The organism is Nocardioides sp. NPDC057577 (assembly GCF_042801335.1).
In the GTDB taxonomy this organism is placed as follows: domain Bacteria; phylum Actinomycetota; class Actinomycetes; order Propionibacteriales; family Nocardioidaceae; genus Nocardioides.
Genome location: NZ_JBHVGB010000006.1, coordinates 33,530 through 56,425 on the forward strand (window position 1 = coordinate 33,530; position 22,896 = coordinate 56,425).

Below are 22,896 nucleotides of genomic sequence, written 5' to 3' on the forward strand. Positions count from 1 at the left end.
GTTGAGCACAGTCGGCACGACGTCCACAGCGCCAACATCGCACGGGAGGCGGCCAACGATCCCATTACCTGAGACCAGCCGCACGCTGTATCCGCAGCCGAAGACGGCCAACGCCGATCACCCAGCGAAATCAAGGCACACGGAATCCATAGGATGTTCGAGAAACCGTTCCCACGGATCAACCGGTTACCTGCGGCAACCCGAACGATCGGCGTCAGATTACCTACATAACCTTCTTTGTGGTCGGCAGAAGCGGTGCTGGCTCTAGTGACGGTTCGTCGTCCCGGGCTACCCGCCAATGACGACCGTCTAGCCCGATCGTCCACGGCTCGTCGGGGCTTGCCGGCACGACACGAATGCTAACCACTTCGCCAGGACCAGGGACCTCGATGCCCAGCCCCATCGCCACACGGCGATGAGCCTCGTAGTCACCGCCCGGAATGAGATACCCCTCCGCACCGAGGGCTGTTCGCGCCCCGCCATTCCCTCGAACACGCTTCATGTAGTCGTCCTGCTGCGCAACCGTGGCGATGGTGTTCCGTCCGATGCGGGTGTTCGTCAGCCTGCGAAGCAACTCGTTCAACCTTCCCTGCCCGCTTTTCGGAGCGAGCACCGCGGCCAGGGTGGCCTCGTCGAGTCGGAGCAGGGCATTCGGCAGAAGTCGGGCATCTCGATGCAGCCATGCAACCTGCTCACGCCCCCGTGAGTTGAGCCCGGTCTTGCCATCACGGTTTTGGCTTGGGCGTCGGTTTTCTTCGGAGGCACGGACGACGCCCAGGCTCCAGGTGCCCTTTTCATCGTTTGCCGTAGCGACCAACAGAAGGTGCCCGAAGCACTCCGGAGGCAGCATCCAACCTCCCATCGACTGCGAGTACTTGCAATCGATGTCCACGCCGCTCACCCGGTAGTCGAGCAGGACACCATCGTCGATTACGTCATCAAACTCACGGCGCAGGTTGATTTCCAAGAGAGTCCCAAAGTGGGTCTTCTCCGTCTTGAACAACTGTTGCCATCGAAACCGGCCGGTGTGCTGGCCGTCGTACAACTGGTCAAAGGTATCTCTGATGACCTTGGCGGATCGATGACCAGTGGGGTCGGCGTTGAAGAACCGCCAGTACACCTCGTCACGCACTGGGTCCGGATCGAGTCCAGTGAATGCCAGTCCCCGTATCGGATCATCGCTCACGGTCGTAAACCTAGCGTCGAGCACCGACAACGCGCGTCGGTTTAGCGCGAGACAGAGCGCAGATCCCGAGGATCAGGCAGCTACCTCATCACCGCTGGTACGCGTTCCCGCTGTGAGCGTAGGCTCAAGGGCCTCGCGGATCGCCGCCCCCATCGCGTGTGCGACTGGCGGAGGAAACGCGTTACCCATGGTCTTGTACGCGTTCGTCTTGCGCAGGACTTCGTCGATCTTCCAAGTGTCCGGGAATCCCTGAATCCGCGCAGCCATGCGGACGTTGAGCTTGAACAGCTGATTGACATCGTCATCAGCAGCGGGGGCGACTCCGTGATTCGCGAGACCCAGGCCGTCCACACCAAGGCGACGCCACTGCGCCTTTGCGCGCGTCGGGCCAAGGTCAGCTCCGCCGTGCTTCTCCGAGCCACCGACCAGGGTCGGGCCGATCGTGGTGGCAACCTCAGAAGCCCAGCGGTCGGCCCCTTCCCAGCCGTTAGCCGCAACGAGGTCCTTCAGCGCTTCACCGACACTTGCCCGCGCCCCTTCTGGGGTCTCCGCGTCAGGCCACCGGAAGCGCTCACGGTCTTCAGCGTCCCGGAATGCCACCAGCACAGATCGCGGCCTCAACTGCGGCACTCCGTGGTCAGCCGCATAGACCATGTCCCAGACGGCGTCCTCGTATCCAAGCTGCGCAAGCGCTTCGAGCGTCTCGTTTCGCCAGCCTTCAAACTTAGAGTCCATAAGACCTCGGACGTTCTCGAACATCGCCGCACGCGGTCGGACCTCGTCGACCATTCGAATGGCCTCCGGCCAGAGGTTCCGTTCGTCAGATGCCCCCAACTGCTTCCCTGCGGTCGATGCCGGGGTGCACGGAACGCCGCCAGCAACCAAGTCGATGTTGGCATCGCGGTACGGCCGAAAGTCGACGTCGCGAACGTCCGCCTCGACGACGTTCCATGCAGGGCGGTTGGCGCGAAGAATCTGAACAGCCGGTGCCCAGTACTCCACGAGTAGTTCGTGCTCAAACCCCGCCTGCTCCAGCCCAAGCGCCTGGCCACCAGCGCCGGCACAGATCTCAATCGAGGTCAGCGTCGAGGAGGTCATGAGGCATAGCGTACGGGGCATCGACCCAACTCACGGAAGGCGCGCCGTCGAACACGCGTTCCCGTGACTGTCATCACACGCGGCGCCCGTCCGGCAGCATCCGAGCCTAGCCCCACACTGATCGGTTCAGCCAGGTCAGCACAGTACGCAACAGGGGACGGCATCAAGTGCTGCTTCACCCGCGCGAACCGGACGCGTCGGGGCGTTTGACGGGGCGCCGATGCGGTTGGGCAATCACGAGATTTCCTCTGAATCGCCGGCTTGACTACGCACCGTGCATGAGAAGTACAAGACGGACGGGCCCCAGACTCTCGACGGCGTGAACTGGTGGCATGTGACCGTCACCCCAGGGACAAAGAAGGGCAAGTTCGGCGGGGAGAAGCGACTCTCCGCCTACCTGAATTTCAACGTCGAAGTGGGCGAGTCGTTCACAATGCGTGATCTCCGAGGGGCCATAGGCGGCGATGGCATCGCGGACACTGCTGAGCATCTCAATCGAAGGCTGCGAGAACTCCGGCCCGACGACTGGGTGATCTCTAGCTACAAGGACGACCGGGGTCTGCCGCCCGACGTCTACCGCCTGGATGCTATCGGTACCCGAGTCTGGCTTGGCGAGCGCAACAAGCGCGACAAGCCCTCGGCCAAGGTTCGTCGCCTCGTCTTCGAGCGGGACCTTTCCACCTGCCAGGTATGCGGCGTCGCCCGAGGCGAGGAATACATTGAGTACCCCGGCCGAATCGCCCGGGTAACACTCGGACACCTCGTTCCAGGCGAGCGCCTCGGTGGCGCTTCAGTGGACGAACTCCAGACCGAGTGCGCCATGTGCAACGAGGCCTTACGTGACTTGATCCCAAACCCGGAGTTGTACGAAGAGGTTCTCCCCTCGGTCCGAAGCATGACCAGAAAGCAGCTTGTTGAGTTGCTAAAATGGATCCAGGCCGGTAAGCGCGGACGCACCCCAGCAGAGCTGGCGTACGGTCGCATCCGCCGCCTTGGCTCTGCCGATCGAGAGAAGATGGCACAGAAGATCTTTGACATGATCGGAGAAAGGGTATAGCCGTCTCCAATGAGAAGTCCGAGACCTCCTGGGCATTGAACCCCGGGAGGCGCCGGAACATGCAGGCCATACGTCGGCGCGACACTAAGCCAGAACTAAGGCTACGGTCGATTCTTCACGCGAGAGGGCTCCGTTATCGCGTGGACTTCAGCCCGCTACCGTCTACTCGCTGGAAGGCCGACGTTGTGTTTACCCGGGCGAAGGTTGCCGTGTTCATCGATGGGTGCTACTGGCACCAGTGTCCTGATCATTCCAAGCCGCCGTCTCGGAATGTCGATTACTGGCTTCCAAAACTGGAACGAAACGTGTCCCGTGATAGGGAGTTCGACAAACGACTCAGAGAAAGCGGATGGACCGTTATAAGGGCATGGGAACACGAGGACCCCGCATCCATCGCAAATCTAGTCGAGGCCGCAGTTCGGACCGCGTAACGCGACCATCGGTCGCGTGATTATATCGAACGAGTCGGCGCGCCACGACATGGCAACGTTGGCGGATCCCTTCCAGGCTTCCCTAATGGCATTGGCCATGCGCCGAGCTTTTCAAGTCACGAAGCACTCAGGGATCTAAGGGCTCTTAACAATCCGGGGTGTAGTGCAACTACGTCGTGGTCAAGTCCCAGAAGTTTGGCGGCGAGAAGCGTATCGCGGCGTACCTGAAGTTCAACGTGCCGTTGGGGGCGACGTTCACGATGCGGGATCTGAGAACTGCGATCGCTCCGGCAAAGGGAAGGGCCGAGGATGCTGAACAGTTGAACCGGAGGCTCCGAAACCTACGTCCAGACGGCTGGGTGATCACCAGCTACAAGGATGACCGGTCACTTCCCGCCAACACCTACCGGCTCGACGCGGTCGGCACTCGCGTTTGGCTCAGCGAGCGTATGGAACGAGATGCCATCTCCGCCAAGGTCCGGCGGCAGGTGCTGGAGCGGACAGCCACGCTTGCCAGGTATGTGGGATCGCCCAAGGCGAAGAGTATGACGAATACCCGGGTCGCTCCGCGCGAATGACCATCGGCCACCGAGTACCCGGGGCAGCGGCTCGGCGGCGCGTCCGTCAACGAGCTCCAGACCGAGTGCTCCATCTGCAATGAGCCGATCCGTGACGAGCTTCCCGACCCAGAAACCTACGACGAGGTCCTTCCGGAAGTCCGCGGAATGGGGAAGAACGAGCTCAAGATCTTGAGGAAGTGGATCGCTGCGGGCAGGCGCGAGCGAAGTCGCACCGAACGCGTGTACGGACGCATCCGTCGCCTCGGCGCCGCCGACCGTCAGAGGATGGCCGACAAGATCACTTCCATCATCGGCGACTGAGCAGAGTTCGCCAGCCATGCACTTCCGAGTCAAAAGGTGAGGTCAGAGAGGTACCCCAGCTTGGCTCGTCAGACGCACAGACCACGAGTCCACGGTCAAGGAAACGATTGAATTCCTCGCAGTTCATCTCTGACAGCAAGACGCAGCCATGACACGCTGCGAGGTTGCACGAGTCCGTGCGGTCTACGCATTCCGGCGAAACTTTCGGTGGGCTGCCGTATGGTCTTGCCGTGCCAAGCTCCACGGATCTGCTCGCGCCAGAGTACGCCCGCTGGCAAGCCAGACTCGCGCACGAGTTCTTGGACGGACATGCGGGCCAGCCTGTTGTCGTGTTCGTTGACTATGACGAACTGCAGCGGCTTGCTGACGACTCCGAGGACGGTCCGCGCTCGCTTGCGGCGGCGGTGCGCAGCCTGGTCAACATCCGGCGGCGCGGCGCCATGTTTCAGCCGGCCCGTCTGGCTGAAAGGCTTTGGCGCCAAGGGCCACGGACCAGCCCGCCCCCGACGCTCCCCATCCTGGCGCTGAGCGTCTTTGCCGCGTCAGAGATGCGAGCCGACGCATCTGGAGCACGTCACAACTACTACACCAGGCTCGCCCGGGCCATTCTTCCGGACGGCGCCGACCACGAGGTCGAAGAACTGCGGCTCGTCCTGCGCCAGCAAGGATCGCTCGATCTCGCCACGCTCTGGCAGGGCTTCGACGCCTGGTTGTCTGAGCAGGCCGGGGCCTTCGGTACTTCGACGATTCGCGAGGATCCTGACCTATCGCGGATCGGTTACCCGCTTTCGCAGGCTCTTGTTCGCCGCAGCGACCGTGCTGTCCTCACACGGTTCTTCGATCGGATGAATATCGCCCGTGCTGGCGTGCCTGGTCCCGACGCACTCTTGAGCCTCCTCAAGGTCTGGACGCACCGTCGCTCACACGGGTTCAGCGAGCGCTTCGTCGAGGCGCTCGACGAGCCCGCGATGCACGTGTATCTGAAGCCCCTCATCCACGGGCTGGCTGTCGCGTGGGACGGCAAGGTGGTTACCGCTGAGGGTCTGCGGCGACTGGAGATCCGCCTCGCCATGGATCTTGACAAAGGTGAGGCGTGGTGGGTCGTCCCGGCGGTCTCCGACCTGCCTGGCGACATCGTCGAGGGCCGTGTCGACGGCACGCCGTTCACAGCTCTCCTCACTCCTGATGATCATTCATCGTTGTATGCGGCTGATGGCCTTCCTCCGGTCATGCCCATCGCGCTCCAACACGGTTTCTCAGCGCGAGGCAGTTCATGCGTTGCGGAGTACCAGCCGAGCAAGTTTCTCGCATTCATCGAGAGTGCCCACGCCGGCGGCTGGATGTCGGTCGACGCGCTGGAGGCGTACGAGGAGCATGTCGTCGCAGTCACCACCGATTTCGCGTCCGCCGTCGAACAAGCCCTCGGCACGGCGGCTGACACCGGTTGGCGGAGGGTCGCCGACGCGATCGCGAACGACATCCTGAGCGGCTATGCCATCTACTTCCGGGTGACATTCTCAGATCAGGACGCGCTCACAGCCGCAATCCGGAGGTTGCCCGGTGCGGCGGTCGGTCAGATCCGTCTCGGAACGACGGTCCGGCCGCGGCTCATCAACGGCCTCCCGCTGTTCAAGAGGGTGAGTCGCAACACCTACTTGGCCGGTGGAGAACCCGATCTGGAACTGCCTGTCGGCACTGAGCCACGAACCGTTGACGTCGTACTGGATGGGTCACCACCCCAGGGCATTCCCGCCTCGATGTTTCCATTCCCGTTCGCACGACTCGGTCCGTACGAGCCTGGGACACACGCCATCGAGGCCGACGGGGAAACGCTCCCCTTCTACGTCAGCCCGGGACCGGACGCCGACTGGAATCCCCCGGGTCTCGGCAGCTTGGCCTGGGTCGACGACCAGCTCCGCGAGGCGACCGGCGGCGCCGATGTTTGCGGGGCAATGACCGCCGCCACCGACTCCTCGAACAAGACGGTACTGGCGCGACGAGGCGCACTTGAGAACTGGCTCGTCGATCACCGCGGCCACGTCACAGAGCTAGCAGAGCCGCCTGCCCCGACATGCCTGGAACACGCGTCGTTCATGTTCTTCGACGTGTCGCCCAACCGCGGCGCGTGGCTGCTGCAACGACGAACGACCGGCTGGCAGGCGGTCCGCCTGCGCGTTGCCGAGCCCGCCTTCCGCGAGCTGACGGACGTGGACCGTCGCGTCGGTCTGGCCGCCGCTCACAACGTTCGGCTGGATGACCCGATCTGGAAACTCTACGTCGCTTCCTGGGAGCGCCACCAGTGAAGTCCGGCCTACTCCTGACCTGGATGAGCGAAACTGGCTCTGGCGACATCCGTGACATGCGTCAGCGGATTGCATGGGCGGCGCGCTCGGCCGACCTGAACCCTAAACCGTACGAGACCGGCCGCTGGCTGCGTGACATGTCGGCCCTTGGCCACGCCGAGATCGATTGGCAGAACGGACGATGGGCCGTCGCGCCAGCGGCCGCGGTCCTCATTCCGCAGTCGGGTGGTACGGCCGTATTGGCCGGAGCCCGCCGGACCGGACTCGTCGACCGGATCGAAGGCTGCGACGACCTTGCGGTTCACGTGGAAGAACGGCCGTCTGCGTTCGGGCAGCCATTGCCACCACCGCCATCCATCTACGTCCAGGCCGAGTCGCTTCCTCAGCTCAACGCGGCGCTCGAGGCCCTCGGCATCAACTATGCAGGGGCAGCTGCCGGACGCATCGCGCGGGGCCTACGGCGCATCGATCTAGATACGCCCGCGGCCCCACCCGCTTGGAGCGATGATGTCGAACATCTGCTCCCCCACAGCGATGACCTCCGCTTCGTGACCGGCCTGCCGCACGGTGATGGGCTGTGTCGTACGACTGTCCAAGGACGCCCCAGCTACAGCTACCGCCGCGGTGACAGCTGGTTCCGCACGGACCACGCCACCGGGATCTTGTACGCCCTCGCAGCCCAGAAGATCGGCGTCATCCGTTGGCGGCGTGACCGCGTTAGCGACGGCGAAGAGATCGGGACCGTCTTCGTCGACCAGGGCGCTCCACTGCCGCCGCTTCAGTCCCGTGCACTCGTGCTCTGCAGTGGCTTGCCAACGAAGTTCGGTCAGACCGCCAGAACAGCCATTTATTCGAATGTGCCACTAGATGTGGCCAAACTGGTGGGAGAATCCGTGCGCCAGAAAGTGACCCAGATCGCATGAATCGGCTTGGAGGTATGAGTGGTTGCAACTGAAGTCGAGGGTCGCGGCCTCGATGTCATCGGCACCTTCAATCGGCTCCGTCAGGCGTATTTCCGCTACTACAACACACCATTCGGCCTGGATGACAGGCGCCTACAAGACGAACGCCGCGATTTGTTGGACATCGACAAGGGTACGTACCGCCTGCCACTGGTCGAACTTCGTCCCGAGTACGCTGCTGCACCGCGCAGCCTGGCCGAGTCCGTGGCCGAATGCGGCGCCCCTCCCGAGTTGGCCGACTTTGCGGCCTGCGGCCTCATCCCGCCCAACCGTCCGCTCTATCTCCACCAGGAGCACGCGCTCAAGGCCGGAATGACCGCCGGCACGAACATGATCGTGACGGCCGGCACCGGGTCCGGCAAGACGGAGTCTTTCCTGCTGCCAGTGCTTGGCTCGCTCCTTGAGGAGTCGAAGTCGTGGACTGGCGGACCGGCAGGCTTCGACCCCTGGTGGCGCCAGTCGGGCGCACCGTTCGCATCGCAGCGTGCGGGTGAGTCGGGTAGGCCCGCCGCGGTCCGCGCACTGGTTCTCTACCCCATGAACGCCCTTGTCGATGACCAGCTCATGCGCATGCGCCACGCGCTCGACAGCGATGCTGCCCACGACTGGCTGAAGGCCAATCGGCGCGGCCACCGGTTCTACTTTGGCCGCTACACGGGCGCGACGCCGGTCACCGGTAGCCGCGAAACCGACTCGGCCGTCGCGCGACTGCGCGCCGAGCTGTCGGCTACCGAACAGCGTGGCAAGCGCGCAATCGAAGTCGCGCAGCAGACCGGCCGGGACGACGTCCAGTACTTTGTTCCACGCCTCGATGGCGCCGAGATGCGGTCGCGCTGGGACATGGCCGATGCGCCGCCCGACGTCCTCGTTACCAACTACTCGATGCTCAACGTCATGCTCCTTCGCGAGCGCGATGGACACTACTTCGATTCGACGCGCACCTGGCTCAAGGCGAACCCGGAACATCGCTTTACGCTTGTCGTCGACGAGCTGCACATGTACCGCGGTACGGCAGGCACCGAGGTCGCCTACCTGCTCCGCAACCTCAAGCAGCGCTTGGGCCTTGATGAACACCCGGAGCAGCTGCGGATCCTCGCCGCATCAGCCTCGATCGACGCCGAGCGCGACCAGCGGTACCTCGAAGAGTTCTTCGGCGTGGACGCCAGCTCGTTCGAGTTCGTTGACGGCGTCCTGAACATGCCCACGTCGGCGCCGACCGCGACCGCCGAACACGCCAAGGCCATCCTGGCGTCAGATCTCACGGAAACCGCTCAGTACGTTCGCGACCAGAACCTCACAGACACGCTTCGCCGTGGCTTTATCGAAGAGCGCGATGATGGCACAGAGCCCACGATCGCGAAGACCCTGGCAGACCTGGCATCCGCGGTGTTCGCAGACACGGAAGCCGAAGACCGAGAACCTGCGCTTCAGCAGATGCTGTCTGCGATCGCAGCCGATTCGGTAGACACCGACCCGAAGCTCCGAGCCCACTACTTCTTCCGGAACGTCCCCGGGGTCTGGGCCTGTACCGATCCCGACTGCACGGCTGCTCCGCGCGTCGATGACGAGCCACGGCCGGTCGGTCGCCTATACCGGGAGCCGGTTACACGATGTGAGTGCCGCGCGCGGGTCTTGGAGCTGCTCTACTGCCAGAACTGTGGCGATGTCATGCTCGGCGGCTTCACCCCCGAGGGCGCGACGCAGAGGAATCGAGTCGACACACTCCTCCTGGCGGACGTCCCCGAGCTGGCCAAACTGCCCGACCAGGTGCAGTTGCAACGCACCGCTGCCAATTACCTCGTCTATTGGCCGAACGCGGCGGCCAACCTCGACGCTATCGAGAAGTCCAGCTGGACTCGTGACCACGAGCGCGTCAAGTACGAGTTTCGGCGGAGCACGCTGAACCCGGCAACAGGTGGGCTAAAGAACTCGAGGCCGGGTGGCGGGCATACAGGCTGGTCGTTCCATGCGGTCGTTCCGAGGGCCAAGCAGGAGAAGCGGAAGCCGACGACCGTCGGTCCGTTCCCGACCCAATGCCCCAGCTGCGGTGATGACTGGGAGATCCAGTACGGCAAGGGTGGCAAGCGCCTGCCGCACACGGATCCTGCAACGCAGCGTTCGCCTATCCGTGGGATGCGTACCGGTTTCGAGAAGATCAATCAGGTTCTCACTACCGAACTGGCGACCGATCTGTACGGCGAGGACCGCAAAGTCATCATGTTCACCGACAGCCGGCAGGACGCCGCCAAGCTGTCGTCCGGCCTGGGTCTCCGCCATTATCAGGACCTTCTGCGCCTACTGCTCCACGAGCAAATGGACGCACACGGCGACGCTATCCCCGATGTCGCGCTTGCCCGAGCACACTATGTTGACAACGAGAAGACCGATGACTCGTGGGCGGCGATCGAGCGACTCGAACAGCGTGACGCGAATGCCTTCCAGCAGCTCCACCGGATCTGGGAGGGCCGCCCAGGCACCAGCAAGGCCGACGAGCCCGGCCTGGTGGCGCGTCTCGGCAAGGGTCCGACGATCGAGGCCTCCACCGGTGTCATCGCAGCGAGGCTCCTGAGCCTAGGACTCAACCCCGGCGGACCGCACGCAAGCCTCGAAGAAACCTCCAATGAGCGGAAGTGGACAAGCCTCTACGACTGGGGCACCACACCGCCGAGCCTGCGCGCCAATCTCTCCACCGAGCAGCAGGCCCTACTGGCGGACATCAACAACTCACTCCTGCAGGAGATCCTCGAGGGCCTGTTCTCGGGTGCCGGGCGTGACTTCGAGTCGCTCGGCTTGGGTTGGCTGGCGCTCGACGACGATGACAACTCGATCGACATCCCCGTGACGAAGGATCTCGCCTACGTGCGGGCAAGTCTGCGCGTTCTCGCCGACGCCCGTCGCTTCGACCGGCTGCGCGCCCGTCGCGACGACCCGCCTCGACAGCTGCGCAACTTCTGGCGGGCGATCGAGAAGGCCGGCGGACCGGGCGAGCAGGAGCTAGCAACGATGTTTGCCGCCCGCTGCGGCACCGCGGTCAAGGACTTCCTGATCGACCCATCGCGAGTCGTGCTGCGAAAGGACGGCGGGGCCGGATGGGTGTGTGACACCTGCGGACGGCAGCACCTCAACCGCGGCTGCGGATACTGCACGCGCTGCTATCGAACCTTGCCGGAGACTGGCGTCCCACTCGATCTTGAAAACGACTATTACGGCTGGAAAGCGACACGGCAGGCGGGCCGTTTCCGGCTCAACTGTGAAGAGCTGACGGGCCAGACTGACCGTATCGATGCGCAGGCAAGACAGGCGCGCTTCCAGGGTGTCTTCCTCGACTCAGGACCGAACGCCGAAATTGAGGTCGCCGACGGTATCGACCTGCTGAGCGTCACCACCACGATGGAAGCCGGCGTCGACATCGGAGCGCTGTCGGCCGTCGTATTGGGCAACATGCCGCCGACGAGGTTCAACTACCAGCAGCGCGTCGGCCGGGCCGGCCGCCGCGGCAATCCGGTCGCTGTCGCGCTAACCGTCTGCCGCGGACGGAGCCACGACGAGTACTACTTCGACGAGCCCGAGCGCATCACCAACGACCCAACGCCAGAGCCATACCTCGCCGTCGACCGGCGCGAGATCTTCGAACGCTCGGTGCGGGCTGAGGTGCTGCGGCTCGCCATGCCCGTCGTGGCGGAAAAGATCATCAGTGCAGGTGGCGAGTTCTACCCTACGAACAACGTCCACGGCGCGTTCGGACTGGTGAATGACTGGGCGGCCGCCAAGCCGCACCTGGTCGACTGGCTCGCCCACAACCAGCAAACGGTTAAGCGGGTGGCGGTCGCGCTGTCCAACCGCACGCCGCTCGCATCGGATGCCATCACGCTGGCAGCGACGTGCTCTGCGGAACTCCCCGGGCGCATAGATGCTGCTACCGCCGAGGGCGCCGTCGGCCATGAGGAACTCAGTCAGCGACTGGCCGAGTTCGGCGTCCTGCCAATGTTCGGGTTCCCGACGAGCGTCCGCTACCTGTACCTGGAGCGGCCGTACCGGTCGTACCCCTGGCCGCCCGCAAACGTCATCGACCGCGACCTAGCGATGGCGGTCAGTCAGTTCGCACCGATGAGCGAACTGGTCCGCGACCGCCGGGTCCACACGGCAATCGGTATCGCGGCGTTCGAGCCCTACGGGCGGCCACCGCGTCACCCATCCACCGACGCACTCGGACACGACCGGACTATCTACCTCTGCCGCTCGTGCTCATATCTGTCGGATGAGGACCTCGGCGACATCGAACTCTGCCCGCAGTGCGGCAACGGTCCTGACGGCTTCTCAAAGATGCCGCTCCGCGAGCCGCTGGGCTTCCGCGCCGCTCTGCCGCGTGACTTTGACGGGAACTTCTCGTGGTCGCCGCGGTCGATTACCGCTCGAGCGCTCGCCGATCTAGGATCCCTCCAATTGGCTGATCTCGATGCCGCCAGGGCTTTCTCTGGGCCGGGTAAGCGGTTCGTCATCAACGACAACGCAGGCAAGCTGTTCCAGTTCAAGGCGGCTGCACCTGGGGGACCCGATTGGGGCGGCTACGTCGCGGTAGAGGCGGTCGAGAAGGAACTCCTCCCAGCCAATGCCGTCACGGGAGACCCCTTCGACGTCGCTCTGGGGGCTATCCAACCGACTGACTTCCTTTTCCTTGGCCCGAAGAAGGCGGTAATCGCAGAGCAGGGCTTGCGACTGAACTTCACAACGGCGTTCCAGCCGTACGGCGCACCCGATGTCAACGACGGCCGTCGCGCCGCGTGGTACTCGCTTGCCTTCCTGATTCGCAAGGTCGCCTCCTCCAAGCTCGATATCGAGCCGCTGGAGCTGGTTGCCGGGATCTTCGCTGGTCTGGCCGACGGCGATCCAGCGCCATACGCGTTCATCGCCGACACACTGGAGAACGGCGCCGGGTTCTCGACCCACCTTGGACGCGACGAGGTACTACCGACGCTGCTCGACGACGCCACGAAGTACCTCACGCACCTGGCCGACCCGGATCACGCCGATGAGTGCTTGGCCTCGTGTTACCGCTGCCTGCGTGACTACGGGAACATGTCGTACCACGCACTTCTCGACTGGCGACTGGCAAGAGACCTGCTCCAGGTACTCCAGGAGGGTCAGCTAGCTGTCGATGTCGGCCTACTGCACAGCGCTGCCGAAGCGTGGGCGAACGGATACACCGCCGAACCCATTTCCGGCATCCCTGGCGCGGTGAAGTTCCGGCATCCCCAGCTCGGCGACCACATTCTGATCGTCCGTCACCCGCTGGAAGCCTCGGAGGCGAACTTCACTGCCGAACGGTTGGCGGAAGCGACAGCGCATGCGGAGATCGCGGTGCCGAACGCGCCTGTCATCTACGTCGACGGCCTGACTCTGGACCGCGACCCCGGCCGTGTTTTCCAGCTGTGCGAGACGGTCCTCCCGCCATCGTGACTGACGTCGAGCACGTTCCGAAGGAGTGGCTCTCACCGACCCGCGCCTGGCGCATGATCCGTTGCCCGGCGTCGGTCCGTCCGCTCGTTGGTGGAGCCACACGTCCGACCGAACTGGCCGACACATCTGACGTGAACGCAGGGTCTCTTGCGCACCGAGCCCTGGAGAGATGGATTCGCAGCGGCGGGTACCACGACACCGACCCGGTTGGCGCACTGAAGCACGCCGTCAGCACGTGCGTGGCCGAGTTGCGGGGCGATCTCCCATCCGGCTGGACGCTGGCACGGGCACGTCTGATCGCACGCGGGCCTGCGGTCGTTGAATTGATCGGCACACGTGCGCCTGAGCAGATCGTCTCCGAGGCGGAACTCTGGGAACCGCACCTCCGGCTACGCGGCAAGCCAGACCTCATCCTGCTTGGTGAAGAAGTCGTTCTGCTCGATCTCAAGACACAGACGTTCCTAGGCGATGACCTTCCCGAATCGATCAGGTTCCAGCTCGCCGTCTACGCCCACCTCGTCGAGCACACCTTCGGCTCGCGCCCGGCTCGTACCGAGGTCTTCTCGCTGAGTCGAGGCAGGGTCCCGGTGCCGATCACCGACGCGGAGATTGACGCCGCACTGACCGCGGTCGAGACCGCCCGACAACTAGACCGCGAGATCGCTCACCCAAGTCTTGAGGTATGCCGCTACTGCGATCGTCGCTGCGAATGTGAGCCCCACTGGCACGCAGCTGCTGAATGGCCAGACGCAGACTGTCTTGAGGGGATCGCCGAGCGCATCGAGGTTGCAACCAATGGAGTTGCTGCTGTCCGCGTACTCACCGAGCAGGGACCGACCTGGGTCAGCAAGATCCCGGCCGACCTGCTGACAGGCCAGCCGGGCGAGGCGATACGACTCATGCGCATTCGCCCTATCAAGACCGGGGACAATGAGGCCCCTACTGGATGGCGGTTCGGACCCGCTGGCGCGCTGCAGACCACGTCCGCGAGCTCGCGCCACTGAGCCGGCCGTGCATTGTCGTGGTCATTGTGGATCGCAGTCTATGACCTGTCTGCGCAAGAAGTCCCCGACCGCGTTGCCGACACTGTCACACGAGAGGTCCTACCTGGTCACCAGCCTGTCCCGCGAACAAGCCGGTGTCGACCAGTTAGCCCCGTACTCCCGTGTCGCTTGCGACCGATCAGTAGCATGCAATGGTGGCGGAACGCTGGGTGCCGACTGATGCAAGCCCGAGTCTGTCGGGGTCAAGTCCCAGGTAGTGGTGTAGCGCTGCGTTCTCCTCGATGAGGGTTAGGCGGTTAGTGCGGGCAGGTCATCAGCTCCGATCTCGGGTTCGGTGGTGGGCACGATGTACATGCGGGAGCGGGCCAGGATGTCGAGTCCGAGGTAGCGGCGGCCTTCGGCCCACTCGTCGGTCTGTTCGGCCAGGACGGCGCCGACCAGGCGCACGATCGCGTTGCGGTTGGGGAAGATCCCGACGGCGTCGGTGCGGCGGCGGATCTCTTTGTTGAGGCGTTCGGTGGGGTTGTTGAACCAGATCTGGGTCCAGATCTCCTTCGGGAACGTGGTGAAGGCCAGGAGGTCGGCGCGGGCTCGGTCGAGGTGCTCGAAGACAGCGGGGAGCTTGGCTTCGACGTAGTCGAGCAGCCGGTCGAACTGGGCTTCGACAGCGGCCGCGTCGGGCTGGTCGTAGACCGAGTGCAGCATCGCCTTCACCGCTGGCCACATGTTCTTCTGGGTCACGCCCATCAGGTTGAAGGCGTAGTGGGTGCGGCAGCGTTGCCAGGTCGCGCCGGGCAGGTTCGCTGCGATCGCCTCGCGTAGCCCGGCGTGGGCGTCGCTGGTGACGAGCCGGACCCCGGACAGGCCGCGGGCGACGAGGTCGGCGAAGAACTCGTTCCACGCGGCACCGGTTTCGGCGGTGGCCACGCGCATGCCGAGGACCTCGCGGTGGCCGTCGTTGTTCACCCTGGTTGCGAGAAGACGACCGCGTTGATGACGCGGCCGCCTTCGCGGACCTTCATCGTGAGCGCGTCGGCGGTGACGAAGCTGAACGGTCCGGCATCGCCCAAGGGCCGGTGCCGGAACTCCTCGACGACCTGGTCCAGATCAGTGGCCATCCGAGAGACCTGCGAACTGGCCGACCAAGCGCGCCGCGGTGAGAGCGGCGGCCCAGACCTGTTCTTCTGGTACGTCACAGATGCGCAGCGCGGAGGCTGCGATGGCGTGGCGTTTGGTGTCGGTGAATGTGTCGCCGGCACGGCGAATGCTGATGACGACTTCGACGAGTTGGAGCAGCACGTTGCCCAGGCGCAGATCGCGGTGGTGACGGTTGTTGGTAAGGCGTGACGCGATGCGGTCATAGGCGTCGATGAGTTCGCAGCGGACAGCCTTGGACCGCTCGAAGAGCGGCTGGCTGGTGACGTCGGGCAGCCGAGGGAGCATGCCGGCGTTGTGGGGAGCGATGGCAAGGGTGTGCACGTCGACGAGGACGAGGATGTACAACACGGTTGCCCAGTCGTGCTCGGCTGCGAGCTGTTCGATCTCCTCGACTTTGTCGATCGTCGGGCGGATTGTCTGCTCGAGCAGTTCGCTGAGGATCTCGCCTTTGTCGGCGAAGTGGTAGTAGAGCGAGGACTGTCGAATGCCGACGGCCTCGGCGATGTCTCGGGTGGAGGTGCCTGCGTAACCGCGACTTGTGAACAGACGCGCGGCGTGGTCGAGGATGTCCACGCGCACCGATCCTGTCGCGATCTGGCCGGTGTGGCGAGGACGTCCAGGCCCTCCGGGCCTGCCGGTGCGGGTCATGGTTGCTGACATCTCGATCTCCGAGTTCTGGCGCGGCATGAGTACCGCGGCTTGACCTGACCAGCGTGCTGGAGCAAGCCGGTCAGGCTCCCACGCGGAACGGCAACTTTCTGGTCCGCGGCCCAACAGGCGTTTGACCTGCATATCTGGGTGTTGATGAGTCGAGATCTTGTATCTGGATGCAAGTTCCTGCGCCGCGGTCACGCATCGCTGGCTGCGGGGTGGGTGCGCGGATACGATCGCGGCAGATAAGGACCGCAGACGGCGATCGGGCGAGGTATTCGACGTGGCACGTAGCGAGAGGGCAGCGCGCGAGCAGTTGCGCCTGCGCTTGGTCGCCGAGGATCGCTCGGTGGCCCAGATCGCTGCGCAGATGCAACAAGCTTTCGGTGACCGTCCGCGGCGTGCCTGGCGAGCAGCGCTCGGGTGGACGCAGTGGAAAGCGGTCCAGCAGTACCGGACGGTCAACCCGGATGCTCCGATCGATGACTCTCGACTGTCGCGGTGGGAGAACTGGCCACACGGGGGTTCGCGTCCCGCGCTGGAGGACCTCGCGCGTCTGGCTCGTGCCTTCGGCAACGGTTGCACAGTCCTCGACCTTCTCGACGACATCGATCACGAGCACCTGCCACTGGCCCAACAGGATCTGCTTCGGCAGCTGCGGACCCCAGCGGCCACTGCCGCTCGGCCGGACCGGGACAATGGCGCCGTGGACCTGACTCGACGTGAGGCACTCGGTGCAGCCGCGGTAACCATGGTGTCGTGGGGCTCCCCGCCGACAGCGGGACGACGCTACGGCACCACCGATGTCGCGCGGGTCTACTCCACCGCGGCTGGGTTCGCTCGAGCCGACCAGAAACATGGCGGCGGGAGCGCGCTCGCTCAGGTCACGGCCTACCTCATGGACGATGTCCAGCGCATGGTCATCGGGGTCTTCCCGAACGAGTCGGTCAGGGCAGCAATGTTCGCCGCCGCCTCCGAGGTCGCCTACGTCGCAGGATGGATGGCTTTCGACGACGCCCGCCACAGCCAGGCACGTCGTCTCCTGACCACTTCGGTCAAGCTCGCCGAAGAGGCCAGCGATCCGGCACTCGCGGGTCACGCACTTCGGGCACTCGCGCATCAGGCGATCGAGGTCGAGAAGCCCAACGACGCCCTCGCGCTCGCGGAGGCCTCCGTGGACGGCGACCGATACCGCACGGCATGCCCGCGTGAGCGTGCGCTGATCGGCGTCGTCCATGCTCGCGCGCTCGCCACCGCCGGCCTGGGCGGCGCCTCCGCTGCAGCGCTTCTACGGGCGGAGAACGACCTCGCGGCCGCGAGCAGTCGCGATGAAGAGCCCAGCCGGGTGTTCTTCTTCTCCCAGGCATCACTCGCACATGAGACCGGCCGCACGCTCTACGCCAGCGGCGACCTCAACGGTGCCGAGACCGCCTTGAGTCGTAGCGTCGAACTACGCGGCAAGGAGTTCATACGTACCCACGCGGTCACCCTCGGTTATCTCGGCGAGATCCAGGCCGCCCGCGGCCACCTCGACCGTGCCGGCGCGACCTGGTCGACGGCGCTGGACGCGACCAGCGGCGTACGGTCCGGCCGCGTCCGCGACATGGCCGCCACCGTGCGTCAGGTTCTCCAGCCGGTCCGTGCCACCAGCGAGTTCGCAGACCTCGATCAGCGCGCCGCCGCCTACCTCGCCACAGCCTGACCCGAACCCCCACCGCCTAGGAGCATCCGTGGAACCCATCCCCATGACCCCGATCGCCCAAGTAGTCGGCGGTCGCACCGAGCCGACCGACGACTACTGGGGCGGCACCCAGGCGATCATCCGCCTCGACCCCGACCTGTACCCGGTGGAGGCCACTCAAGGTCTGGAGGAGTTCTCCCACCTCGAGGTCGTCTTCTTCTTCCACCTCACAGACCAGACCGACCTCAACCTCGGCCCACGCCGCGCTCGCGAGAACCCGGCCTGGCCCGAGGTCGGCAACATCGGCCATCGCAACATGCGCCGCCGCAACTGGCTCGGCATCTCCCGCTGCAAGCTCATCAAGGTCGACGGCCTCGACCTCTACGTCGAAGACCTCGACGCCGTCGACGGCACTCCCGTTCTCGACGTGAAGCCCTGGTTCGCAGAGTTCGGCACTCGCGGAGAGACGCACCAGCCGGCCTGGGTCACCGAGATGCTCGGCGACTACTTCGCCCCCTCGGCCAAGGCCTAGCGACACAACACCGGCCATCGGGAACCGGCCGGGCCGGCGCTGCTCGCGCTCTGCGTGCGCCAGCGAGATTCTTTGCTTGATTCGGTTTAGATGTCGGTGCTCCCGGGTAGAACACTTCACGTGAAGGCTGCTCGGGCGGCATCGAGAGAGTTGGCAGGCAGGCGGGCGTTCGGCCGCCTGCTGGCGTTGACAACCCTCCTGCTCGCGTTGCTGACCGCACTCCCGGCCGCAGCGATCGACGTGCCGTTCGACCCGTTGCCGATCCCGGGCGAGGACGCGTGCAACAACCTCGATGCTCCGATTCCGGCTTCACCTCATGGGTTCGGATCGTTCGTCGTCAAGCTGGATATCGATCGGGCGGGGCGGTCGGCAGATCCGTTTGCTGCTCAGCACCCGGCGTCCATCGAATCGGTCTACGGGACCTCACCGCAATGGTTCACCTATGACAACGGCTGCACTGGGCAGTTCGTCGCCGAAGCCGGGACAGCGCTCAGCAACATCCTGCTCGAGCTCTCAGGTCTGCTGCCGAACTGGTCGCACGCTCTGCTCCACTCGGTGCTCGCCCCCACCTCATGGCTCATCGCACTCGAAGAACCCGTCGTGGATGCCACGACCGCGACCGCACAGGGAGTGTGGTCGCCGTGGCTGCCGATCGTCCTGCTTCTCGTCGTCGTGATCATCATCTTGCGGGCTCGAACCGGTCGGTTCGCAGGCTCTGCGACCGCAGCGGCATGGGCTCTTCTCGTACTCGGCATCTCGTCCTGGTTGATGAATTACCCGCTCGAGGCAGTCCACCTCGTCGATGACGGGGTGCGTGGAGCGACCGAGCTGATCGCCACGTCGTTCAACGACGACACGGCTCTCCCGGAAGACACCAAAGACCTCGGCGACGAGTCGGCGGTCGTCGCGGTCGACGTTCAGTTCGACCACATCGTCCGAACCACGCAGTACCGCACGTGGGCCACCGGAGTCTTCGGCAATCCCGACTCCGCGACCGCCGAAGAGTACGGGCCGAAGGTCTTCGCCGCTACGCACTTCTCCTGGGAGGAGTACGAGACCTACCGTGACGATCCTGACGGCGCCGGGGCGAAGATCGTCGAGAAGAAGGCCGACGACTTCAAGACGTACGCCGAGCAGATCAAAGAGGCCGATGCCCTCGCGTACGACTATTTCAAGGGCGGCCACTGGTCGCAGCGAGTCACCACCTCGCTCGTGAACCTCGCCATGATCCTGGTGACCTGCGGTTTCTTGCTTCTCGCCGCCCTCGCCACGCTGCTTGCATACGCCCTGGTTCGGCTCATCGTCCCCTTCTCCCCCGCGCTGGGTGTGCTGTTCATGATCGATCGCACCCGCGACACGGCGATCGCGATGCTCAAGCGTGTCGCGGGGCCGCTGGTGATGGGTCCGATCTGCTTCCTCGTGGGGCTCCTGCTGCTGCGATTCTTCGCGGCCATCCTTGCGACCGACACCATCTGGTTCGTCCTCAAGCTCGGCCTGATCGGCGTGCTGACGTACGTTGCCTGGAAGCTGGTCCGGCCGCAGGCCTACACCATTGGGCCCGTCCTGAATCGCGCCTTCGCGCCGCTGAGAGCAGCGTTGGCGGCTCGAATGGGCACCTCCACGGCCAATGTCGGAATCAACCCAGCGAGTGGGCCCGAGGTGGCGGCGACACAGGTCTCTGGGACGTCATCCAGTTTCCTTCTCCCATACATGCCGCCGACGGGAGCGGCTTGGACTGATCCAGATGCATCGACCTTCGTGCCGTACGTACCCCGACATCTAGAGGCCTCAGCGGCGGGTGCGGTCGCGGCCGACGAGGCTGCGATGCAAACAGACCGACGTGTGCAGCGCACGCTCGAACTCTCATCGTCCGACCCGGCGCACCGAAAGAGGTTGGCGAAACCGCCGCCTGACTCGACGGTGCTGGTTGACGATCGATTCCTTTACAGGACCGACGACGTGAGTCGGGTTTGGCAGGCAGAGGCGACCTTGAGTGAGTACGACCCCGAACACCCGCGCAACGTGGCGGCACAGCGCAATCTCGAGGACAAGATCAAGAACGTTGACCACGCTGGTCACCTGTTTGCCAGGATCTTCAAAGGCCCTGGCGATTTGATCAACCTGGTCCCGATGCATGGCAGCAAGGTGAATCAGGGGCAATACCGTCGGCTTGAGAATCTTTGGTCAGACCAGATTCAGCAGGGGAAGACGGTCGAAGTGACGATCGATCTCGACTACGACGGATCCAGCCGAAGACCAACCGACATCGTCGTCACGCACGTGGTCGACGGCGTCGAAGCGACTACATTTATCGAGAACGAAGAGCCCGATCCAGGAGGCACAGATGCTTGACACCAGTAACGAGTTGCTGGAGTCCATCGGGCACGTCGCCCTGGACGCGGCTCCAGCCGACTGGCAGCGCATCACGATCACGTTGTCGGGTATGGCCAACTCCACGACTGTTCGGGCCGAAGTCTCGACCCCGCAGGGCAGCCAGAGCCTTTCGCTGGGCGCGACGGGAGCTCGCAACGCGCACAAGCTCCGAAAGTCCATGTACACCGACGATGCGGGCACTTGGTATCGCGCAACCATGACTATCGACGCACAGCGGCACCTCGAGGCCGACTTCGACTACTACGGCAAGCCCTACGACGAGTCCGAAGAGGGCAAGGACTTCATTCGCGATCTCCTCGTGCAGGATCAGGCCAAGTACCCGCGAAGCCCCGATCTCTTGCCTGAGTGGCATCCGTCGAAGCAGGTTGCGTAAGACGTCTGCCGCGACTCACGCCTCCCGGCGCCAGCGGTCGGGGGTGGTGCCGTAGCGGGACTTGAAGCGGCGTACTAGGTAGCCGGGGTCGGTGAGGCCGGTGCGGGTGGAGATGACCGAGAGCGGGAGGTCGGTTTCGCGGAGGAGGCGGCGGGCTTCGGTGAGGCGGCGCTCGGTGAGCCAGTCGAGAAGGGTGCGGCCAGTGCGCTGGCGGACGACGGTGGTGAGGTGGCCGGGGGTGTAGCCCAAGGAGCGGGCCAGGTCGCCGGCGGAGACCTTGGTGGCGTACGTCCTCTCGATCTCGTCGAAGACGCGGCTGACCAGCGGGTCGGGGGCGATGGGGGCACTGGGGGCCAACCTCGCCGACGCCACCAGGAGGTTCGTGAGGAGCGCGGTGACGGCGTCGTGGGCGCCGAGGCGGGCGGGGTGGCGTAGCTCGTCGGCGAGATCGGCCAGCATCGCCTGCCAGCGTGGGCGCTCGGCCTCCGGTACGAGCGCGCGGCGGCCGTCGGCGGCGAAGAGCGCGAGCAGCGGGTGGTGGGCCCAGGTGAGCGGGGAGATGGAGGCGAGGGAGGGGATGGCGTCGGGGGTGAACGCCACCGACCAGGCACGGGCGTGGTTGAGCTCGGCGAGCGACTCGGCGGCCACGACCTCGCCGGGAGCGACCGCGTGGACCTCGCCGTCGCGCAGCGCCACCTGCTTGCCGTCGAGGCCGACGGCGCCTCCGCCGCGCTCGACATAGGCCAGCACCCAGAAGTCGTGGGCGTGGCGGTTGTCGGGAGGCAGGTGCTCGCCGTCGCAGTCGGGATCGAGCGGGACGACTCTGACCGGAGGCGCGCCGACGCCCTGGTCCCAGGCATAGACCGGAGTGCCGTCGGCACGCACGGTGCGTACGGCACGCGCGCGATCCTGCACCGAATCCGAAGAACGTCCCATGGTGACCGACTTCCCTCCCACCGCTGATCCGCAGAATGTCCCATCGTAGAGATATGACCACGATACAGATCATCGACGGCCGCGCCGAGAGCGATCGGGGCCGCGACTTCCTCCCCGGCATGGGCCGCGCATGGCTCCTCCCCCTCTACGACCTCTTCACCCGGTTCGCCCGCGTGCGCGCCCTCCACGAACGGACCGTCGAGCTCGCCGGCATCGAGCCCGGCCAGAGCGTGCTCGACGTCGGCTGCGGCACCGCCAACCTCTCCTTCGCGGTGCTCCGCGCCGTCCCCGGGGCGGTCGTCACCGGGCACGACCCCGACGACGGCGCGCTGCGGATCGCCGCCCGGAAGGCGGGTCGGCGGGGCGTACGTCTCTCGCTGGTGCAGGGGTACGCCGACCGGCTGCTGCCGAAGGACGGCAGCGTCGACCACGTCGTCTCCTCGCTCGCGCTGCACCACGTCGACGACGCCGGACGTGCGGGGTTCGGGCGCGAGGCCCATCGGATCCTGCGGCCCGGCGGGAAGGTGACCATCGTCGACTTCGGAGCACCCGACCACGGCCCCGGCGGACACGACCACGGGAACCACGAGGGTCACCGACACCACAAGATGAACGCCTTCACCGAGCGCAACCTTGACAACGCGATCGTCAGCCTCCTGACCGACGCCGGGTTCACCGACGCCCGCGAGATCGACCACATCGAGCACAGGTTCGGGCCGATCACGATCGTGCAGGCGACTCGCTGACGACGCCCCGGGGTTAGACCCCCGCCGCGCGGACCGGCAGTCTGAC

General features: G+C 65.0%; 16 protein-coding genes and 1 pseudogene. 12 read left to right on the forward strand and 5 right to left on the reverse strand.

Translation table 11 applies throughout. The features are described from left to right. Positions 1-223: 223 nt before the first annotated feature. Together ACFU7D_RS02240 and ACFU7D_RS02245 are read right to left on the reverse strand one after the other, a co-directional pair. A complete protein-coding gene (locus tag ACFU7D_RS02240; RefSeq protein WP_378862753.1) occupies positions 224-1,186 on the reverse strand; it encodes a NaeI family type II restriction endonuclease in 963 nt (320 codons plus the stop codon). Between the two features lie 72 nt (positions 1,187-1,258). Further along, entirely contained in the window at positions 1,259-2,284 is a 1,026-nt protein-coding gene (locus ACFU7D_RS02245; RefSeq protein ID WP_378862756.1) for a DNA cytosine methyltransferase, read from the reverse strand. A 274-nt stretch (positions 2,285-2,558) separates the two neighbouring features. On the opposite strand from ACFU7D_RS02245, the gene ACFU7D_RS02250 reads away from it, so the two are divergent. The 7 genes from ACFU7D_RS02250 (at position 2,559) to ACFU7D_RS02280 (ending at position 14,379) form a co-directional block, all read left to right on the forward strand. Further along, positions 2,559-3,341, forward strand: coding sequence for an HNH endonuclease (locus ACFU7D_RS02250; RefSeq protein ID WP_378862759.1), 783 nt, complete (start codon positions 2,559-2,561; stop codon positions 3,339-3,341). Between the two features lie 35 nt (positions 3,342-3,376). Then, complete coding sequence (locus ACFU7D_RS02255) at positions 3,377-3,772, forward strand: very short patch repair endonuclease (protein ID WP_378862762.1); 396 nt, start codon at positions 3,377-3,379, stop codon at positions 3,770-3,772. 176 nt (positions 3,773-3,948) lie between these two features. Then, positions 3,949-4,350: a hypothetical protein gene (locus ACFU7D_RS02260; protein WP_378862765.1), complete on the forward strand. Its 402-nt coding sequence runs from the start codon at positions 3,949-3,951 to the stop codon at positions 4,348-4,350. A 533-nt stretch (positions 4,351-4,883) separates the two neighbouring features. Beyond that, the gene (locus ACFU7D_RS02265) at positions 4,884-6,956 is read left to right on the forward strand and encodes a hypothetical protein (protein WP_378862768.1); all 2,073 of its coding nucleotides are present in this window, start codon (positions 4,884-4,886) and stop codon (positions 6,954-6,956) included. A 23-nt stretch (positions 6,957-6,979) separates the two neighbouring features. Continuing rightward, complete coding sequence (locus ACFU7D_RS02270; RefSeq protein ID WP_378862771.1) at positions 6,980-7,879, forward strand: hypothetical protein; 900 nt, start codon at positions 6,980-6,982, stop codon at positions 7,877-7,879. 18 nt (positions 7,880-7,897) lie between these two features. Then, positions 7,898-13,375, forward strand: a complete 5,478-nt coding sequence (locus ACFU7D_RS02275) for a DEAD/DEAH box helicase (protein ID WP_378862774.1) — start codon at positions 7,898-7,900, stop codon at positions 13,373-13,375. Next, complete coding sequence (locus ACFU7D_RS02280; protein ID WP_378862777.1) at positions 13,372-14,379, forward strand: RecB family exonuclease; 1,008 nt, start codon at positions 13,372-13,374, stop codon at positions 14,377-14,379. Before ACFU7D_RS02275 ends, ACFU7D_RS02280 begins: the two co-directional genes overlap by 4 nt. A gap of 288 nt (positions 14,380-14,667) precedes the next feature. Here ACFU7D_RS02280 and ACFU7D_RS02285 read toward each other — a convergent pair. Both ACFU7D_RS02285 and ACFU7D_RS02290 read right to left on the reverse strand, forming a co-directional pair. Continuing rightward, positions 14,668-15,518 (reverse strand): annotated as a pseudogene (locus ACFU7D_RS02285) (IS256 family transposase); the annotation flags it as partial. Further along, positions 15,487-16,110 (reverse strand): TetR/AcrR family transcriptional regulator, encoded by a 624-nt coding sequence (locus ACFU7D_RS02290; RefSeq protein ID WP_378862780.1) that lies wholly within the window; start codon positions 16,108-16,110, stop codon positions 15,487-15,489. The pseudogene ACFU7D_RS02285 and the gene ACFU7D_RS02290, both read right to left, overlap by 32 nt. 244 nt (positions 16,111-16,354) lie before the next feature. On the opposite strand from ACFU7D_RS02290, the gene ACFU7D_RS02295 reads away from it, so the two are divergent. From ACFU7D_RS02295 to ACFU7D_RS02310, 4 genes are all read left to right on the forward strand, one after another. Further along, a complete protein-coding gene (locus ACFU7D_RS02295) occupies positions 16,355-17,890 on the forward strand; it encodes a hypothetical protein (protein WP_378862783.1) in 1,536 nt (511 codons plus the stop codon). Positions 17,891-17,918: 28 nt separating this feature from the next. Then, positions 17,919-18,401 (forward strand): TrmO family methyltransferase, encoded by a 483-nt coding sequence (locus ACFU7D_RS02300; protein WP_378862786.1) that lies wholly within the window; start codon positions 17,919-17,921, stop codon positions 18,399-18,401. A 120-nt stretch (positions 18,402-18,521) separates the two neighbouring features. Further along, positions 18,522-20,753 (forward strand): DNA/RNA non-specific endonuclease, encoded by a 2,232-nt coding sequence (locus ACFU7D_RS02305; RefSeq protein ID WP_378862789.1) that lies wholly within the window; start codon positions 18,522-18,524, stop codon positions 20,751-20,753. After that, positions 20,746-21,168, forward strand: coding sequence for a hypothetical protein (locus tag ACFU7D_RS02310; RefSeq protein WP_378862792.1), 423 nt, complete (start codon positions 20,746-20,748; stop codon positions 21,166-21,168). Before ACFU7D_RS02305 ends, ACFU7D_RS02310 begins: the two co-directional genes overlap by 8 nt. Positions 21,169-21,183: 15 nt before the next feature. Here ACFU7D_RS02310 and ACFU7D_RS02315 read toward each other — a convergent pair whose 3' ends face one another. Next, positions 21,184-22,083, reverse strand: coding sequence for an AraC family transcriptional regulator (locus tag ACFU7D_RS02315; protein WP_378862795.1), 900 nt, complete (start codon positions 22,081-22,083; stop codon positions 21,184-21,186). Positions 22,084-22,157: 74 nt separating this feature from the next. Between ACFU7D_RS02315 and ACFU7D_RS02320 the strand changes: the two genes are divergently transcribed. After that, positions 22,158-22,850: a class I SAM-dependent methyltransferase gene (locus tag ACFU7D_RS02320; protein ID WP_378862798.1), complete on the forward strand. Its 693-nt coding sequence runs from the start codon at positions 22,158-22,160 to the stop codon at positions 22,848-22,850. Positions 22,851-22,896 lie beyond the last annotated feature (46 nt).

Bases quoted from the DNA above. Each gene is read 5' to 3' on its own strand.
- ACFU7D_RS02310 (WP_378862792.1), top strand. From the start codon at position 20,746: ATGCTTGACACCAGTAACGAGTTGCTGGAGTCCATCGGGCACGTCGCC.
- ACFU7D_RS02320 (WP_378862798.1), top strand. From the start codon at position 22,158: ATGACCACGATACAGATCATCGACGGCCGCGCCGAGAGCGATCGGGGC.
- ACFU7D_RS02270 (WP_378862771.1), top strand. From the start codon at position 6,980: ATGAGCGAAACTGGCTCTGGCGACATCCGTGACATGCGTCAGCGGATT.
- ACFU7D_RS02245 (WP_378862756.1), bottom strand. From the start codon at position 2,284: ATGACCTCCTCGACGCTGACCTCGATTGAGATCTGTGCCGGCGCTGGT.